This is a genomic window from Mucilaginibacter sp. OK268 (assembly GCF_900103125.1).
Classification (GTDB): Bacteria; Bacteroidota; Bacteroidia; order Sphingobacteriales; family Sphingobacteriaceae; genus Mucilaginibacter.
The window spans coordinates 96,019-113,060 of record NZ_FNJV01000010.1; the positions used below are offsets into that span (position 1 = coordinate 96,019).

A 17,042-nucleotide genomic window follows, 5' to 3' on the forward strand; every position below is an offset into this window, starting at 1 on the left:
ATCCTATGCATCGTTATATCATCGTACTGTTTTTTGTTTTAGCCGGTATAAACGCCAGCGCGCAGCATTACAAGTACATTGATAGCACCAAAATAAGCGGTCCGGCCCGGTATAAAAAACAAATCAAAGCTAATCCCGATAAACAGCTGGTCGAGATAAAGCGTTACATCCCGCAGATTGCGTTGGATATCAGGTATGCTACCACCAATAATTTTATGCACAGGCGCATGTATCAGCAGGCTAAGGCTTATGCCCGCCTGCCGGTTGTAAAAGCTTTGCAACAGGTAGAGGCCGACCTGCAAACCCGTGGCCTGGGGCTTAAAATTTATGACGCCTACCGCCCTTACTCGGTTACCATTAAATTTTATGAAATGGCCAGTGATACCAATTTTGTGGCCGATCCGCGTAAAGGCTCCAAACATAACCGGGGGTGCGCGATTGACCTGAGTTTGATTGACCTTAAAACAGGAAAAGAACTGGATATGCCTACAGGTTTTGATAGCTTTAGCAGAAAGGCCGCGGCCAATTATCCCACCCTCAGTAAACAACAGCTGGACAATCGCGAATTATTAAAAACAATAATGCAGGCCCATGGCTTTAAAGTGTTGAGTACCGAATGGTGGCATTACGATTTTAACGGCTGGGCCAGTTACGAATTACTCGATATCCCTTTTTCTGGACTATAGGATTTTGGGAGTAAGGATTTGGGGACTTTTGGAGCAAGGATTAAGGGAATAAAGAGTAAGGATTGGAAAAATCTTTATTCCTGTCCTTGCTCCATAAATCCTTGTTCCTTGCTCTAAAAAGTCCTTGCTCCAAAAGTCCCCAAATCCTTGCTCCTAAAGAAGGCATCAAAATTGCTAAGCTTTGGTTCGATGCATCAATTAAATAAGCGCAAATGAATTTTTTAGGTAAAGAACGTTTAAAACGATTGTGGAAAATACTGGTAGCTACTTTTAGCGGCTTTATAAGCGATAACGGCTTAAAGCTAAGCGCGTCGCTGGCTTATTATACCATTTTTTCGATAGCTCCGCTTTTGTTTTTGCTGATAGCGGTGGTAGGCCTTGTACCTATTGCCAAAACAGATACGCTTTACCAGCAAATAGGTACTTATGTAGGCGCTAATGCGGCCAACCAGATACATAGTACGGTAGCGAGCCTTAAACTAAACGGCAAAAGCGGGTTTGGTTTTGCTATAGGTATTGTTACCTTAATGGTGGGTGCAAGCAGCATATTTGTGGAGATACAGGATTCATTAAATATCATCTGGCGGGTGAAAGCCAAACCCAAAAGCGGCTGGATCAAACTGCTCCGAAACCGTTTTGTATCATTTTCACTCATTATCAGCCTGGGGTTTTTGCTGCTGGCCTCGTTGTTGGTTAATTTTATTATAGATGCTATCGGGGGTAAAATAGAGGAATTATTGCCAGCCCTAAAGTTTACCAAATTACTGGTACAGGGAATAAACCTGGGTGTAACACTTATTGTAATCTCCGTTTTATTCGGGATCATATTTAAATTTTTGCCCGATGTAAAGATCAAGTGGAAGGATGTACGTAGTGGCGCGTTTTTTACCGCCTTGCTGTTTATGCTGGGGCAATACCTGATCGGTCTGTATATTCAATATACAGCACAGGGGTCGGTATATGGTGCCGCGGGCTCGCTTATTGTTATTTTGGTGTGGATCTATTATACATCGGCCATACTATACATTGGCGCCGAGTTTACCCAGGTTTATGCCGAAGCCAGCGGCAGCCACATTGAACCTGCGGAATATGCCGTACACGTACAGCAAACCGAAGTAGAACGGCATGTAAAAGAGCTGCCCGCCCAAAACCCTGAACTGCTAAAGAAGAGCAAGGATTTGGAGAGCAAAGAACAAGGATAGGTGGAGCATGGATTTGAGGTTACTCAGGATTTCTTACTAAGGCAACACAGAAAATATAAAAAAAGAGGTGTCACCCTGAGCTCCGTCGAAGGGTGGAGCGTAGAGGCCTGTCCACCATACTTCAACGGAGCTCCTTGACACCCGTCTTGACTCTTATCTCTTGACTCTATTCCTCCCCCTCTCTTCACATGATATTCACATTTTATTCGTAAATTTGAGTATTAATTTATTTTAATATAAAATGGAAACTAAAGATCCTGAATACGTTTATAAAAACGTAATACAATTAAACGAAACAGACGCTTCCCGTAAATTCATAGCCAATGTGTTTTTATGGATGTTTGTTGCCCTGGGGCTTTCGGCAGTTTGTGCATTCTTATTTTCTCAGAATCAGGCCCTGCTTAATATGCTTATTGATCCGGCCACAGGCCGTAATACCGGTTTGGGTACTATTACGATGTTTGCACCGCTTGCATTCGTGTTGATCATCTCTTTTGGTTTTAACCGACTATCTTACGGGGTGTTAGCGTTCCTTTTTGTTGCGTTTTCAGCAATAATGGGTATTAGCTTAAGCTATATACTATTGGTTTTTACTGCAGGCTCTGTTTTAGGCGTATTTATTACCACATCGGTAGTATTTGGTGTAATGGCCATCGCCGGTTATACTACTAATACCGATTTGACCAAATTTGGCCCAATCCTGATGATGGGACTGATTGGTATTATCGTAGCATCTTTATTGAATATGTTTATGCACAGCAGTCGCCTAGATTATATCATTAGCTATGTAGGTGTAGCTGTATTTGTAGGCTTAACCGCTTATGATGTACAAAAACTAAAACGCATTGGCGCGGGTTTAGAATATGGTGATGCATCGGCCTCAAAAATGGCATTGATGGGTGGATTAACCCTATATCTTGATTTCATCAACCTTTTCCTGATGATCCTGCGTTTATTCGGCAGAAGAAGATAATAGCCAACAAAAGGTATTTTTATACAACAGCCCGGTTCTTTGCAAAGAGAACCGGGCTGTTTAGTTAAGGCCCAAACAGGCACAAAAAGAGACCATTTGGCAAGTAGTTCTTTGATAGCCAATAAATTAATCTTTTTAAACCTTCAAAACCCCATCAAAAATTTGTTAAAAAGTGTTAAAACGGCATTAAAAAGCTGTTGAAATGACCAAAGGGCAAACCTTTTACCCGCGTTTTTGACTAAAAAAGTGTTAAAATTTTAGGTTTAAAAAGTTTTTCAGGAGCCATAGTCGTTGAGTTTTCATGACATAATCCATCAATATCCCAGGCCGAATATTCATGCAATTGTAAACACGTTTGGCGTATGCAACAGAAGGGGGCAAAACTATTGCATATTAAAGCTTTATTGTGCACCTTTGCATTGCTTATAGAGAAAGGCGGAGGGATTAGACCCTGCGATGTCTTAGCAACCTGTACTATACAAGGTGCTACATTCTACTCAACAACACAAAAAGCGTTGGGAAAGATAAGCGAAAGTCAGTCATATACCCGACTTTTCGAGATAAGCTGTTTTTTTAGATTTGAGATATTAGATGTGAGATATGAGACAGCTTCGGCTTTTGCGTTTATCACATTTAGTACCTTGTTTATTAGATAGGGAAATGAGTTTCAGATCACGGATTTTGTCCTGATCTCAAGTCTCAAATCTCATATCTCACATCTCAAACATGGATATTAGAAAAGAATTAGAGAAACGCATACTGGTAATTGACGGGGCGATGGGTACCATGATACAGCGGTACCAGTTAACCGAGCAGGATTTTCGTGGGGAGCGTTTTAAAGATCATAACTCCGACCTGCAAGGAAATAACGACCTGCTGAACATTACACGCCCCGATATTATCAAGGCTATACATGCCGAATACCTGGACGCCGGTGCCGATATTATTGAGACCAATACTTTTAGCACACAAATAATTTCCCTGGCCGATTATAAGCTGGAAGAACTGGCTTATGAGCTAAGCTACGAGGGTGCACGCCTGGCCCGCGAAGTGGCTGAGGAATATACCGCCAAAAATCCGGCTAAGCCCCGTTTTGTGGCCGGCGCCGTGGGGCCTACTAACCGTACAGCCTCATTATCACCAGATGTGAATGATCCGGGATATCGTGCGGTAACATTTGATGACCTGGCCGAAGCTTATTATGACCAGGTACGTGGCCTGGTTGACGGCGGGAGCGACCTGTTACTGGTAGAAACCATATTTGACACCCTGAACGCCAAGGCTGCTTTATTTGCCATTAACCGGTACGCGAATGAGTCGGGTAAACATTTGCCTATCATGATCTCCGGTACCATTACAGATGCTTCTGGTCGTACCCTATCCGGGCAAACGGTGGAGGCTTTCTGGAACTCGGTACGTCATGCCAACCTGCTTTCGGTAGGGTTAAATTGTGCTTTGGGCGCCAAAGAAATGCGCCCTCACCTGGCCGAGCTTTCCGAAAAAGCCGATGTGTTTATATCTGCCTATCCCAACGCTGGTTTACCCAATGAGTTTGGTCAGTATGACGAAACCGCGCACGAAACCGCTCATCAGCTGGATGATTTTATAAAAGCCGGACTGGTAAACATTGTAGGTGGTTGTTGTGGCACTACGCCCGAACACATTAAATGTATTGCCGAAAAAGCTGCTAAATACTCACCAAGAATAGTCCCCTCTGTTGATCCGAATCTGCGATTGAGCGGCTTAGAGGCGGTTACCATAACTCCTGAGAGTATTTTTGTGAACGTGGGCGAGCGTACCAACATTACCGGATCGCCTAAATTCTCGAAACTGATCCTGGCCGAAGATTATGAAGCAGCCCTGGCCGTGGCCCTGCAACAGGTAGAAGGCGGCGCCCAGGTGATCGATATCAACATGGATGAGGGTATGATCGATTCGGAAGCGGTGATGGTGAAATTCCTGAACCTGGTAGCTTCTGAACCCGATATTGCCAAACTCCCCATCATGATCGACTCCTCTAAATGGACGGTTATCGAGGCTGGCTTAAAATGTATCCAGGGTAAAGGTATCGTGAACTCTATCTCGCTAAAAGAGGGTGAAGATAAGTTCAGGGAGCAGGCCCGTAAAATATTAAGCTATGGCGCAGCTACAGTAGTGATGGCCTTTGACGAAACCGGTCAGGCCGATTCTCTGCAGCGTCGTATCGAGATCTGTAAACGCTCGTATGATATCCTGGTAAATGAGGTCGGTTTTCCACCACAGGACATCATTTTTGACCCCAATATATTAACCGTGGCTACCGGCCTCGAAGAACATAATAACTACGCGGTCGACTTTATTGAAGCTACCCGCTGGATAAAACAAAACCTGCCTTATGCCAAAGTGAGCGGTGGGGTAAGTAATATTTCATTCTCCTTTAGGGGCAACAATGTAGTGCGCGAGGCTATGCACTCGGCATTCTTATACCACGCCATCAGGGCGGGTATGGATATGGGTATTGTGAACGCCGGTATGCTGGAGGTTTACCAGGAAATTGATAAAACCCTGCTGGAGCTGGTTGAGGATGTACTACTGAACCGCCGGGAGGATGGAACCGAACGCCTGGTAGAATATGCCGATACCATCAAAAGTAAAGGTAAAGAGATAGTGCGTAATGAAGAATGGCGCAATGGCCCCGTTCAGGAGCGGCTTTCACACGCGCTGGTAAAGGGTATCATCGAATATCTGGATGCCGATGTGGAAGAAGCCCGTTTGGCTTACAGCAAGCCGCTGGAAGTGATAGAAGGGCCGCTGATGGACGGCATGAACATCGTGGGCGACCTGTTTGGCGCGGGTAAAATGTTTTTGCCCCAGGTGGTAAAATCGGCCCGGGTAATGAAAAAAGCGGTGGCCTATCTGCTGCCCTTTATCGAACTCGAGAAGCAAAGGGTTATTGATGCCGGTGAAGATTCAAGCGGGAACCGTGCCAATGCGGGTAAAATATTAATGGCTACCGTTAAAGGCGATGTGCATGATATCGGTAAAAATATAGTAGGTGTAGTGTTGGCCTGCAATAACTTCGAGATCATTGACCTGGGGGTGATGGTGCCTGCACAACGAATAATTGAAGAGGCCAAAGCCCAGAATGTAGACATTATTGGCTTAAGCGGATTGATCACTCCATCGTTGGATGAAATGGTACACTTTGCCAAAGAAATGGAACGGCAGGGCTTTACCATCCCGCTGATTGTGGGCGGTGCTACCACATCACGCATACATGCGGCTGTGAAGATTGACCCGAACTATTCCGGACCGGTGATACATGGTATAGATGCTTCGCGAAGTGTTACCATGTGCAGTAATTTAATGAGCAAGGATAACCGGGATGCCTATATTCAGGGTATCAAAGAGGAGTATGCCAAAGCCCGTGAAGCGCATCTGAACAAAAAATCGGACAAGCGTTTTGTGACTATAGATGACGCCCGCAAATCAAAATTCCAGATCAGCCTGGATGGCGATGTAGCTATAAAACCCGCATTTATCGGTACAAAAGTATTTGAATCATATCCGCTGGATGAGCTGGTACCCTACATCGACTGGACACCGTTTTTCCATACCTGGGAACTGCGTGGCAGCTACCCGAAAATATTTGCCGACAAATTTGTGGGCGATGAGGCTAAAAAACTGTTTGACGATGCACAGGAACTGCTGAAAAAGATTGTAGATCAGAAACTGTTAAAAGCCAGTGGGGTGATCGGTTTTTGGCCAGCCAATAGTGTGGGCGATGATATTGAACTGTATACCGATGAAAGTCGTACGCAGCTGTTAACCCGTATACATACCCTGCGCCAGCAAACCGAAAAAATGAAAGGTGAGCCGTACTATGCGTTATCAGATTTTATCGCCCCAAAAGAAAGCGGCGTGCCTGACTACATGGGCGGCTTTGCTGTAACAACGGGTTTGGGTTGTGATGAGCTGGTAGCAGAGTTTGAGCGCGACCATGACGATTATAACAGCATTATGGCCAAAGCCCTGGCCGATCGCCTGGCTGAAGCCTTTGCCGAAAAGATGCATGAATTGGTACGTAAAGAGCACTGGGGATATTCAAAAGGGGAACGTTTAAGTAATGAAGACCTGATCAAAGAAGAATACCAGGGTATCCGTCCGGCACCGGGTTATCCCGCTTGCCCGGATCATACCGAGAAAACTACTTTGTTTGATCTGCTAAAAGCGGAAGATAACGCCCATATGCACCTCACCGAAAGTCTGGCTATGCTGCCGGCAGCCTCGGTAAGCGGTTTCTATTTCGCGCACCCGCAAGCAAGGTATTTTGGCTTAGGTAAGATCAGCAAAGACCAGGTAGTGGATTATGCTGTTCGCAAGAACATGGATCTCGAAACGGTTGAACGCTGGCTTGGCCCGAACATTAACTATTAAGTGGGGTGTGAGAGCGAAGTGCGGGATGCCAGACAATAAATAAAAAAATGACATTTACAGATTTAGAAGCCTGGAAGGAAGCAAGGCTATTAGTTAAAATTGTTTATGATCTTACTTTGGCATTTCCTAAGGAGGAGATGTACGGATTACAATCGCAAATAAAAAGAGCAGTTATTTCTATTCCATCCAATATTGCGGAGGGTTGTGGTCGTAGTCACCCTAAAGATTCGATGCGGTTTTTCTTTATCGCACGTGGTTCAGCATATGAATTGGAAACGCAACTTTATCTTTCCTTTGACCTGGGTTTTATTGATGAAGTAGCACTAAAATTATTAACTGACCGGCTTACAAAAATAAGGATGTTATTAGCCGGATTAATAAATCACCAAAAAAATCAAATAACCAATTAATCACACACTCTCACTCGCTTCTCGCACTAAATACTAATGAAAATAACCGAACACATAGCCAACGCTAACGGCAAAACACTTTTCTCTTTTGAGCTAATTCCACCACTAAAGGGACAAAGCATCCAGGGCATATACAACGCTATTGATCCGTTAATGGAGTTTAAGCCGCCATTTATTGATGTGACCTCGCTGCGTGAGGATTACATTTATAAGCAGCACCCTAATGGTTTGTTGGAAAAACTAAGTTATCGCAAACGTCCCGGCACTATCGCCATTTGCGCAGCTATCATGAACCGGTACAAGGTAGATACCGTTCCGCATTTGCTTTGTGGTGGTTTCACGCGCGACGAAACAGAGAACGCCCTGATAGAGCTGGAGTTTTTGGGTATCGAGAATGTGCTGGTATTGCGCGGAGATGCCCGGAATAGTGATTCGTCGTTTGTGCCTACTCCCAACGGGCATGCTTATGCTACCGATCTGCTGCAGCAGGTAGTGAACATGAACAACGGCGTTTATTTACATGAAGATTATGATAATATCGCCAAAACCAATTTCTGCATTGGTGTGGCCGGTTATCCCGAAAAACATTTTGAGGCCCCAAACCTTAAAACCGACTTTAAATACCTGAAACAAAAGGTGGATATGGGTGCCAGTTTTATTGTTACCCAGATGTTTTTTGATAATCAGAAATATTTTGATTTTGTGAATAACTGCCGGGCCAATGGTATCCATGTGCCTATTATACCCGGTTTAAAACCTATCACCACATCAAAACAGTTGGTTAACCTTTCAAAAACCTTCCATATTGATATGCCCGAAGATCTGTGCGATGCTATTCATGCTTGTAAATCAGAAAAAGACGTCAAAGACATGGGTATTGAATGGATGATCAACCAATGTAAGGAGTTGGTGAAGTTTGGTGTACCCGTATTGCATTTTTATACCATGAGCAACGCCGGGCCAACCAAGCGTATAGCCGAGGCTATATTTTAGTAATTGGCTGTACCCTAAATGTTTTGGAGTTAAAATGCTGACTAAAAATTTATATTTTTAGTTTTATTATCCTCCATAACATTTGCCTATGGATATTTTCAGCCACATTAAGTCTGCAATTGGTATTATACTGGGTTTGAGTATTACTCACCTGCTCAGAGGGGCGGCCAAGCAAATTCAGCACCCGGGGCGCAGTAAACCTTATTGGGTACATTCCCTGTGGTCGTTTTACCTGTTTATCTTACTGCTCCATTTTTGGTGGTGGGAGTATAACCTGCACGATATTAAACACTGGCTTTTTGCCGAATACCTTTTTGTGATTATTTACATAGTGGTATACTATAGTGTTTGCGCTTTACTATATCCCGATGACCTGAACGATTATAAAGACTACGAAGATTATTTTTATTCCCGCCGCAAATGGATCTTCGGTATATTGGGCTTTAGCTATCTGTTGGATATTATTGACACCCTGATCAAAGGCAGCACTTACCTACATCACTACGGCATCGAATACCCCATCCGTAACATTACCCACTTTGTACTGTGTATGGTAGCCATGAAAGTAAACAACCGGGTGTTCCATGCCGTGCTGGTAATTGTTTTTATTGTGTATGAGTTTTCCTATATATTACGATTGTTTTAAAATGTAAAAGGGCGATGCTGTAAAGTATCGCCCTTATTTTATAGGATCAGTTAATAGTTATCATAAACCTAAATAATAAAATCAATAAGGGCAATATTTGCTTACTAAATATTGTTAATAAGTGTTTGTATCGATTGTATAAGGATTTAGGATTATTGCTTTATATTGCATAATAAGTGCAGATATTTTACCCGCGTAATATTACAGTTTTTGATACGTAAAATTACGTGATATTGCAGCGCCTTATGATTGATTAAAATTCCTTATTTATTGTTTATGAGTGTGTTACGTGATTGTTAATGCTGGGATAAGTTTTAGTTCCCGGCTTGGGTTTGTTGAATTAATTACTAATTAATGTTAGTTTTATCAACTAATCCCAAACCCTATTAATTAGAATCATGGAAACAACAACAGAAACACAACAAGCAAGAGGTGTTATTACCGGCAACGAAGGCGCCGTCATAAGCCTTGAAAGCGCTGCATTGTATACAGCCAATCACAGGCATCGTATCCCTAAAGGGGCTGCTATTTCTCAGCTTTTTGGGCAGGTTATTGTAAATAAAATCCTTGCTCAGCCGGGCTGCCTTGCTCTTCGTATTTATTATGCCAACAGGCAGCAGCTAAGCGGTTTTCAGCGCTTTTTTGTAGCGATAGGTAATTTCTTTATCAAGACCATTGCCAATGCTGATGGTGATATGCGCTTTGTAATATCGGGTGTTACCGAAGATGGCGAAGATATGCTACCAGCTGATATGAAAGGTGAAACGGTTATGTCCACAACGTATTCAACACATGAAAAGACATATAAATTAATGGCGGCGAAAGACGATAGTTCTTTGGGAGATGATTCTCATCCTTGTCCTGGCTCATCCGGCTGCCCGCAAAACGCTTTGACGCAAGGGTATTAATAAAAAACATCTGTAAAAGTATATGGCTGTTATTGATACTACTTTAGACGTTATTTCTACAGTATCTGGAGTATTTCCTGTGCTTGCGGCTTTATATAATTACAAACGACTCGATAAGGTATTAAAAATAGCTGCTATTTTTTTTCTTGTGGAATCTTTTTTTGATCCTATTATGTGGATCTTACCCGGATTATGGGGGATAAGTAATAATATGCCATTAATGCATATTAATATTATAGTAACTGTCATATTCTTTACGGTTATCTATTATAAATTATTTTTAAAGTCGAGTTTTAAAAAGATTACTATTATTCTTGCAGTAATAACACTAGCTATTACATTCTATTATAATTTTAATATGCTGGAATATCCTTCTGTTTCAAGAACAGCAGAAGGTATTATGATGATTATGCTATCGCTCTTTTATTTTTATCAACTGTTAAATCCGTTAAAGTATGTTGATATAGAGAAACAAGGGCTTTTTTGGATAAATGCGGGTGTGCTATTTTATTTTGCTGTTAATATTTTTCTTTTTATGATATTTACGCGTATTCCTCTTGGGGATAGACCTAACTATTATATCATTAACAGTGTAACTAACATTATTGCCAATATATTATATTCAATAGGATTACTTTGCAAACCACAGAAAACAACTTGATCCCGGTACTCATTATCGGAACATTAGTAGTTGTTATACTAATTACTTGTTTGTTTTTCTTCGTGATCATTTATCAGCGCAAAATGATGAAGAATCAAGGAGAATTACGTGCATTGCATGATCAACGGCAAGGCGATTTGATGAACGCTGTTTTTGAAACACAGGAAAGCGAACGCAAGCGCCTTGCCGAAGATCTGCATGATAGCGTGGGGCAGGTACTATCAGCCATTAAGCTCAATATGCACCGGCTTGATAAAAATTGCATCAATGAAAACTCCCAGCCCCTGCTAGCAGATACCCGGAGGCTTATTGACGAAAGCATCCAGGAGATACGCAATATTATCCACAATGTTTTGCCGCCGGTACTCACCGACTATGGCTTCCTGATAGCCCTGGAGGCCCTGGGCAATAAAGTAGAGCAGGCCACGCGTATTAAGGTAAGGTTCGAAAAAAAAATAAACGATCAGCGCTTTCCAAATGAAGTTGAGCTGGCACTATACCGAATAGCCCAGGAACTTTTTGGGAATGCCATTAAACATGCCGATGCTACCATTATCCACCTTTCGGTAAAACAGGAAGGCGATTTTATGATCATGGAGTTTAAGGATAATGGCGTGGGGTTTAAATTAAATGAAGTAAAACAAGGCTTTGGCATCAAAAACCTGGAGAGTCGTGTACAACTCATCAACGGCGAAATTAACATTATAAGCAAGCCCACGGCTGGTACGTTTACCACTATAAAATTAAAAATAGCATAATTTAGTATCAAGTCGCTAGTATCAAGTATCAAGACATTCTTGTATGGTGCTGTATATAAAGTCGCTAATAATCGTGATGCTTGATACTAATATGTTGATTATAAGGTATATTTGTTTTAAAGCCGCGGATAATCGTGATACTTGATACTAGCGACTTGATACTAACTATTTGCTATATTAGCCCAACTATTTGTTACACAATGAGTACGATAAAATTAGGCATTATTGATGATCATAAAATTTTCAGGAACGGATTAAAAGCAACGTTAGAAGATTGTGAGGATTTTGACCTGATATTGGAAGCATCTAATGGCAAAGAGCTGGTGGGTTTATTGGTGGATAAATCGCCGGATGTATTATTGATGGATATCAAGATGCCCGAGATGGATGGCATCCAAACTGCTGATTATGTGCATCAGCATTATAAGCACATCAAGATCCTGGCGCTATCCATGTTTAATGAAGACAAGTACATTGTGGATATGATGAAGGCCGGGGCATCGGGCTATCTCCTGAAAAATGCCGAACCCGAGGAGATCATTGAGGCCATATCTACCGTATATCACAAGGGCTTTTACTTTAATGAACACCTGTCTATAACACTGATCAAGCAATTGGTCACAAATGAGCATAGTGATACTATTCCTAACAATAAAGCCGACCTTAATGAGCGTGAAATTGAGGTGTTAAAACTGGTTTGCCAGGAATACTCCAACCAGGAAATTGCCGACAAAATATTCCTGAGCGTGCGAACTGTTGAAGGGTACCGGGCACGTTTGTTTGAAAAAACCTGTTCCAAAAACCTGGTAGGCCTGGTTATATACGCTATAAAGCGTGGTATAATCAGTGTTTAGTTTAAGTTAATCCACAAAATTCACCAGCCTAAAAGCTCAACAGGAGGCACCTACGGAGCCAAAGAACCTGCTCTTTTAGCGCTATAAACATGCGGCCCCGCTGGGGCCGGCAATGCTTTATCCTATAGTAGAATACCAGGCCTGCCATTTGGCCTCATAAGGCCTCCTGTTTATAGTTAAAGATATACCAGGCCTACCATTCGACCTCATAGAGGCCCCCTGTTTATAGTTAAAATTTAAAGAAATCGTGGACTCCAGCGGAGTCTCCTGATGATAAACTTGCTTTCCAGGTGCTGTTTAGTCCACATTTAGATTTTGTGGGGTAACTTAAACTGTATAGTAGCCTTTGGTGTTAAGCAGATAGTTTTTTATCGCCGTTGAGCAGGTTACGCATAAATCTTTTGCGGTAATTCAAAGGGCTCAGGTGCATTTTAGCCTTAAACATCTTGTAAAAGTGCGATACATCGCCAAATCCGCTTTCAAACGATATTTCTGATATGGGCTTATCTGTTTGTACCAGCTGCTGTATGGCATAGTTCAGCCTGTACTCAATAATGGTTTCCATAAATGTTTTACGGGTAACCTTTTTAAAGTACTTGCAAAACGCGTTGGTGGTCATGTTAGCTATGCTTGCCGCAGCATCCAATGAAACCTGCTTTCTGAAATTTTCAACCAGGTAAGCCAATACCGGATTTATCCGCTCACGCTCGGCCAGGGAGCGCTCAGCTATCACCCGGTGCTGATCAAGCAATATATACTCGTCAGACGAAGCCATACGTTGTAATATTTCCAGCAGGGATATCAGTATCCTGAAATTGCTCTTCTCATTAGCCAGGCTCAACAAAAGTTCTTTTACCTCCTTCTGGGTATCGGAGTGAAATAAAATGCCGCTGCCGCTTTTTTGAAAAAGCTTTTTAATATGCTGTAATTCAAATTTGTTAAAAAACTCATCGCCCAAAAAAGCATCGTTAAACTGTATCACGATAGCGCTGGCGTCCTCAATAGGTATTTCTCCGGATTCCAGTTTCCAACAGTGCGGAAGATTGGGGCCAAGCAATACCAGATCGCCAGAAACAAAATCTTCCATGTGGCTGCCCACATAGCGTTTGCCGGTGCCTCTTATAACACATGTCAGTTCGTATTCATCATGAAAATGGTAAGGGGCATCAAATGCCAGTTTATCAAATTTCCTGACGAGGAATGATTGACTGTTTGCGGGCTGAAGGACTTCGTAAGAGGCTTTGATCATTGCATATTTTAACGTAAAGTAATGAATTTTATTGGGTGGTGGATAATATACGCCACTTTCCTGCCATTCATTTCATTTTTTTTTATATAAAGATAAGCTTCCTTTGAAAAAAAAGCTAATAAAATTATGATTAGTGCATTTACTTATCTGCCTGGGCTGGATGATCTTAAGAAATTATCAGCCGAAAACATCCAGGAATTCCTTGAAAAAGGGCATACCTTAATAAAAAACGTACTTTCAGAAGAGGAGGTAAAGGCCTACAGGCCTGTGATTGTGGGTGCTGCAGAAAGATATAATACGGAAAAACGTAAACTGGAAGAAAGGGATACTTACGGCAAGGCGTTTTTACAGATCATGAACTTGTGGCGGGTTGATGCGGACAGTAAAAAGTTTGTTACTGCCAAACGGATGGCAAAAATAGCGGCTGATTTGATGGGGGTTGACAATGTGAGGATTTATCATGATCAGGCTTTGTTCAAGGAGCCAGGCGGTGGGCCTACCCCCTGGCATCAGGATCAGTACTATTGGCCTATTGATACTCATAATACGGTAACCATGTGGATGCCTTTGGTTGATATTGATGTAGATATGGGTATGCTAACTTTTGCTTCGGGATCATATATTAACGGCGCCGTTTTTAATCATGAAATTTCTGATGAATCGGAAACGTTATTTGATGATTATGTGAAGGAAAAGCAATTTGAAATTAGTAGGGCCAACACCATGAAGGCCGGTGATGCCACCTGGCATCGGGGTTTTACCATACACAACGCGCCGGGTAATAATTCTGATCAGATGCGCGAGGTAATGACCATTATTTATGTGGCCGATGGGGCCCGGATAACTCCGTACAAAAACGAATGGCAAAAAAATGACCATCACAAATGGCTCATGGGCAAACCTATAGGCGGACTGATCGACTCGGAATTGAACCCGAAATTATTATAATATTTTTGTCTGAACCATGATTTTCTGGTTATAGGATGGTTTACACTGTAAACCCACTATTCGATGATAAATATAATTAATTTATTGACTATTAATTAGTTATATTTATGTTAACCATAAAAAGTGTAAACCATGTAAACCCACCTTTACGATAAAATGGCCCGGCTGTTCAAACAATTAGGCGGCTACCCAAATAGCGTCAATAAACCATTTTTTGGTATCAAAGAATTGCCCTACCGGCACAAATCCCGTATTGATAGCTATTTGATCGGCTTGCATAATGGTGAATTTCTGAGATATCTCCATATAAATATACTCGTCTTTTAAAAAGCCGATAGTTTCTTTACCATTAATGGTTACCTGCTGATCAACGGTACTGATCAGATAGCTTTTACAGGCTCCTGTTTCCGGATCATAGGTAGGGTAATGTTCAAATTTAGAGATATCAAAATTGGAGTTTAGTTCACGGTTAATACGCTCCAGCAGATTTAGGTTAAACCGTTTGGTAATACCTTCTTTGTCGTTATAAGCAGCCAGCACAACTTTAGGGTCTTTTTTAAGATCCATCCCAATCAAGGCCATATCGCCGGGTGATAAATGTTTACGCAATTCCCTGCAAAATTCAATAGCATCATTTATAGGCATGTTGCCAATATTCGATCCCAGGAACAAAACCACCTTGCGCCTGGAAGAAATAGAGGCTGCTTTGGTGAGCATATGAAAATATTCGCCGTTTAGCCCTGTAATTTGCAGGCCCGGTAAAGTAACGGGCAAGGTCATGTTCAGATAGGCTATTACATTTTCTGAAATATCGATAGGCAGATAGGTGAAATCAGCCTTTTTCTCCAGTAAATATTTAAGCAGGTAAGTTGATTTAGTAGCATCCCCTGCGCCTAATTCAATCAGGTCGAAGGCGTCGCCTTCGGCAATAAGGGCATCTGCAATTTCGGCGGTTTTTTCAGAAAATATCTCCAACTCACAATCGGTTGGATAATATTCCGGGCTGTTCATGAGTTCCTGAAAAAGCTTATCGCCATTGGCGTCATAAAAATATTTTGAATTTAACCGCTTTGGTGTTGATTTTAAACCGGTTATTACATCGTTGAAAAACAAATCGGTTTTTGTTTTTGATGGGCCGTTCAAGTCCGTATGTGCTAAGGTTGAGTCCATATCTCCGTATTTATGCAATTACCTTGCAAGCCTGATGCCAGTAAATTGCCAGCGTAAATTTGTTTGAAAAAAATTGCGATAAGTAATGCGGCTATGCCCCGGAGATGTAGCTTCCGAAGCACCTCGCAATACTTTTTGGTTCACCATAAATTTGCCGTTATACTCGCCAATGGCGCCCGGGGCTTTCGCAAAGCCAGGGTAAGGCAGGTAAGAGCTTTCTGTCCACTCCCAGCTTTTGCCCCAGCTAAATTGTGTTGCCGCGGCTTCCCATTCAAACTCGGTAGGTAAACGAAGGCCTTTCCACGAGGCATACGCGTAAGCTTCAAAATAACAGATATGGCATACCGGATTGTTCGGGTTAAGCAATTCCAGGCCGTGGAAAGTATAATTATGCCATTCCTCATCAATTAAATGCCAGTAAAGCGGTGATTCGACCTTGTTGGTTTTAACCCAATCCCATCCCTCGGCGTGCCAATGACGGAAATCATGATAGCCCCCGCTATTGATAAACTCCAGATACTCGGCATTGGTTACCAGGTTTGGGTTTATTTCATAACTATTCAAATAAACCTTATGCCGGTTTAGTTCATTGTCAAAACAAAATCCCTCACCGGTAAACCCTATCTCATAAATGCCTTCGTTTATTTTAATAAAATCAGTTTCCACGGCTTCTACCTTTGGAGAGTGGTAGCCGCTTGAATATGGCGGAAACAAAGGATTATGACCTAAAATATATTTAATGTCGGTTAGTAATAGTTCCTGGTGTTGTTCTTCGTGATTGAAGCCCAGTATCAGGAGCTCTTTAACATCCGCAGTAGGTTCCACGCTTAAAAATCTTTCCATGGCCTCATCTACATAAGCCCTGTATTGGTAAATATCGTTAACCGTTGGGCGGCTTAAATTGCCCCTGTCTGTACGAATAACGCGATTACCAACAGTTTCGTAATAGCTGTTGAATACATAATTGTAGTTAGGATTGAATTCCTGGTAGCCCATAAAATAAGGCTTTAGAATAAAAGTTTCAAAAAACCAGGTAGTGTGACCGATGTGCCATTTAGGCGGACTAACGTCAACAACAGGTTGCACCACGTAGTCTTCCGTTTGCAAAGGACTGCAAATATATTCGGTACGCTGACGCACTTTTTTATAACAATCAACTAAATTCATG

The 17,042-nt window shown here is 42.0% G+C and carries 15 protein-coding genes and 1 riboswitch; of the genes, 12 read left to right on the forward strand and 3 right to left on the reverse strand.

Annotated features, from left to right (window positions below; all coding sequences use genetic code 11):
* Positions 1 to 5: 5 nt before the first annotated feature.
* From BLR84_RS24855 to BLR84_RS24905, 11 genes are all read left to right on the forward strand, one after another.
* Positions 6 to 686, forward strand: coding sequence for a M15 family metallopeptidase (locus BLR84_RS24855; RefSeq protein WP_090472969.1), 681 nt, complete (start codon positions 6 to 8; stop codon positions 684 to 686).
* Between the two features lie 212 nt (positions 687 to 898).
* A complete protein-coding gene (locus BLR84_RS24860; protein ID WP_090472970.1) occupies positions 899 to 1,888 on the forward strand; it encodes a YihY/virulence factor BrkB family protein in 990 nt (329 codons plus the stop codon).
* Positions 1,889 to 2,129: 241 nt separating this feature from the next.
* Positions 2,130 to 2,861, forward strand: a complete 732-nt coding sequence (locus tag BLR84_RS24865; RefSeq protein WP_090472971.1) for a Bax inhibitor-1/YccA family protein — start codon at positions 2,130 to 2,132, stop codon at positions 2,859 to 2,861.
* A gap of 420 nt (positions 2,862 to 3,281) precedes the next feature.
* A riboswitch (SAM riboswitch) is annotated at positions 3,282 to 3,392 on the forward strand.
* A 195-nt stretch (positions 3,393 to 3,587) separates the two neighbouring features.
* Positions 3,588 to 7,277, forward strand: a complete 3,690-nt coding sequence (gene metH / locus BLR84_RS24870) for a methionine synthase (protein WP_090472972.1) — start codon at positions 3,588 to 3,590, stop codon at positions 7,275 to 7,277.
* A 47-nt stretch (positions 7,278 to 7,324) separates the two neighbouring features.
* On the forward strand, positions 7,325 to 7,687 hold the full coding sequence (locus tag BLR84_RS24875; RefSeq protein ID WP_090472973.1) for a four helix bundle protein: 363 nt from the start codon (positions 7,325 to 7,327) through the stop codon (positions 7,685 to 7,687).
* A gap of 36 nt (positions 7,688 to 7,723) precedes the next feature.
* Entirely contained in the window at positions 7,724 to 8,680 is a 957-nt protein-coding gene (gene metF / locus BLR84_RS24880; RefSeq protein WP_090472974.1) for a methylenetetrahydrofolate reductase [NAD(P)H], read from the forward strand.
* Between the two features lie 88 nt (positions 8,681 to 8,768).
* Positions 8,769 to 9,326, forward strand: a complete 558-nt coding sequence (locus BLR84_RS24885; RefSeq protein ID WP_090472975.1) for a hypothetical protein — start codon at positions 8,769 to 8,771, stop codon at positions 9,324 to 9,326.
* A gap of 398 nt (positions 9,327 to 9,724) precedes the next feature.
* Complete coding sequence (locus BLR84_RS24890) at positions 9,725 to 10,234, forward strand: hypothetical protein (protein ID WP_090472976.1); 510 nt, start codon at positions 9,725 to 9,727, stop codon at positions 10,232 to 10,234.
* Between the two features lie 22 nt (positions 10,235 to 10,256).
* The gene (locus tag BLR84_RS24895) at positions 10,257 to 10,895 is read left to right on the forward strand and encodes a hypothetical protein (protein ID WP_090472977.1); all 639 of its coding nucleotides are present in this window, start codon (positions 10,257 to 10,259) and stop codon (positions 10,893 to 10,895) included.
* On the forward strand, positions 10,871 to 11,653 hold the full coding sequence (locus BLR84_RS24900) for a sensor histidine kinase (RefSeq protein WP_176852151.1): 783 nt from the start codon (positions 10,871 to 10,873) through the stop codon (positions 11,651 to 11,653). The genes BLR84_RS24895 and BLR84_RS24900 overlap by 25 nt, the downstream gene beginning before the upstream one ends.
* A 200-nt stretch (positions 11,654 to 11,853) precedes the next feature.
* Positions 11,854 to 12,507 carry a response regulator transcription factor gene (locus tag BLR84_RS24905; RefSeq protein ID WP_090472979.1) on the forward strand — a complete coding sequence of 218 codons (654 nt, stop codon included), beginning with the start codon at positions 11,854 to 11,856 and terminating at the stop codon, positions 12,505 to 12,507.
* 352 nt (positions 12,508 to 12,859) lie between these two features.
* Here the strand turns inward: BLR84_RS24905 and BLR84_RS24910 are convergent, their stop codons facing one another.
* On the reverse strand, positions 12,860 to 13,756 hold the full coding sequence (locus BLR84_RS24910) for an AraC family transcriptional regulator (protein WP_090472980.1): 897 nt from the start codon (positions 13,754 to 13,756) through the stop codon (positions 12,860 to 12,862).
* A 126-nt stretch (positions 13,757 to 13,882) separates the two neighbouring features.
* Between BLR84_RS24910 and BLR84_RS24915 the strand changes: the two genes are divergently transcribed.
* Entirely contained in the window at positions 13,883 to 14,704 is an 822-nt protein-coding gene (locus BLR84_RS24915; protein ID WP_090472981.1) for a phytanoyl-CoA dioxygenase family protein, read from the forward strand.
* A 177-nt stretch (positions 14,705 to 14,881) separates the two neighbouring features.
* On the opposite strand, the gene BLR84_RS24920 is transcribed toward BLR84_RS24915, so the two are convergent.
* Both BLR84_RS24920 and egtB read right to left on the reverse strand, forming a co-directional pair.
* Complete coding sequence (locus BLR84_RS24920; RefSeq protein WP_090473102.1) at positions 14,882 to 15,874, reverse strand: L-histidine N(alpha)-methyltransferase; 993 nt, start codon at positions 15,872 to 15,874, stop codon at positions 14,882 to 14,884.
* Positions 15,875 to 15,892: 18 nt separating this feature from the next.
* Complete coding sequence (gene egtB, locus BLR84_RS24925; protein WP_090472982.1) at positions 15,893 to 17,041, reverse strand: ergothioneine biosynthesis protein EgtB; 1,149 nt, start codon at positions 17,039 to 17,041, stop codon at positions 15,893 to 15,895.
* Position 17,042 lies beyond the last annotated feature (1 nt).

Coding starts and splice junctions, on each gene's coding strand:
- BLR84_RS24915 (WP_090472981.1), top strand. CDS start 13,883: ATGATTAGTGCATTTACTTATCTGCCTGGGCTGGATGATCTTAAGAAA.
- BLR84_RS24855 (WP_090472969.1), top strand. CDS start 6: ATGCATCGTTATATCATCGTACTGTTTTTTGTTTTAGCCGGTATAAAC.
- metF (WP_090472974.1), top strand. CDS start 7,724: ATGAAAATAACCGAACACATAGCCAACGCTAACGGCAAAACACTTTTC.
- BLR84_RS24905 (WP_090472979.1), top strand. CDS start 11,854: ATGAGTACGATAAAATTAGGCATTATTGATGATCATAAAATTTTCAGG.
- BLR84_RS24865 (WP_090472971.1), top strand. CDS start 2,130: ATGGAAACTAAAGATCCTGAATACGTTTATAAAAACGTAATACAATTA.
- metH (WP_090472972.1), top strand. CDS start 3,588: ATGGATATTAGAAAAGAATTAGAGAAACGCATACTGGTAATTGACGGG.
- BLR84_RS24895 (WP_090472977.1), top strand. CDS start 10,257: ATGGCTGTTATTGATACTACTTTAGACGTTATTTCTACAGTATCTGGA.
- BLR84_RS24910 (WP_090472980.1), bottom strand. CDS start 13,756: ATGATCAAAGCCTCTTACGAAGTCCTTCAGCCCGCAAACAGTCAATCA.
- BLR84_RS24920 (WP_090473102.1), bottom strand. CDS start 15,874: ATGGACTCAACCTTAGCACATACGGACTTGAACGGCCCATCAAAAACA.
- BLR84_RS24875 (WP_090472973.1), top strand. CDS start 7,325: ATGACATTTACAGATTTAGAAGCCTGGAAGGAAGCAAGGCTATTAGTT.
- egtB (WP_090472982.1), bottom strand. CDS start 17,041: ATGAATTTAGTTGATTGTTATAAAAAAGTGCGTCAGCGTACCGAATAT.
- BLR84_RS24890 (WP_090472976.1), top strand. CDS start 9,725: ATGGAAACAACAACAGAAACACAACAAGCAAGAGGTGTTATTACCGGC.
- BLR84_RS24885 (WP_090472975.1), top strand. CDS start 8,769: ATGGATATTTTCAGCCACATTAAGTCTGCAATTGGTATTATACTGGGT.
- BLR84_RS24860 (WP_090472970.1), top strand. CDS start 899: ATGAATTTTTTAGGTAAAGAACGTTTAAAACGATTGTGGAAAATACTG.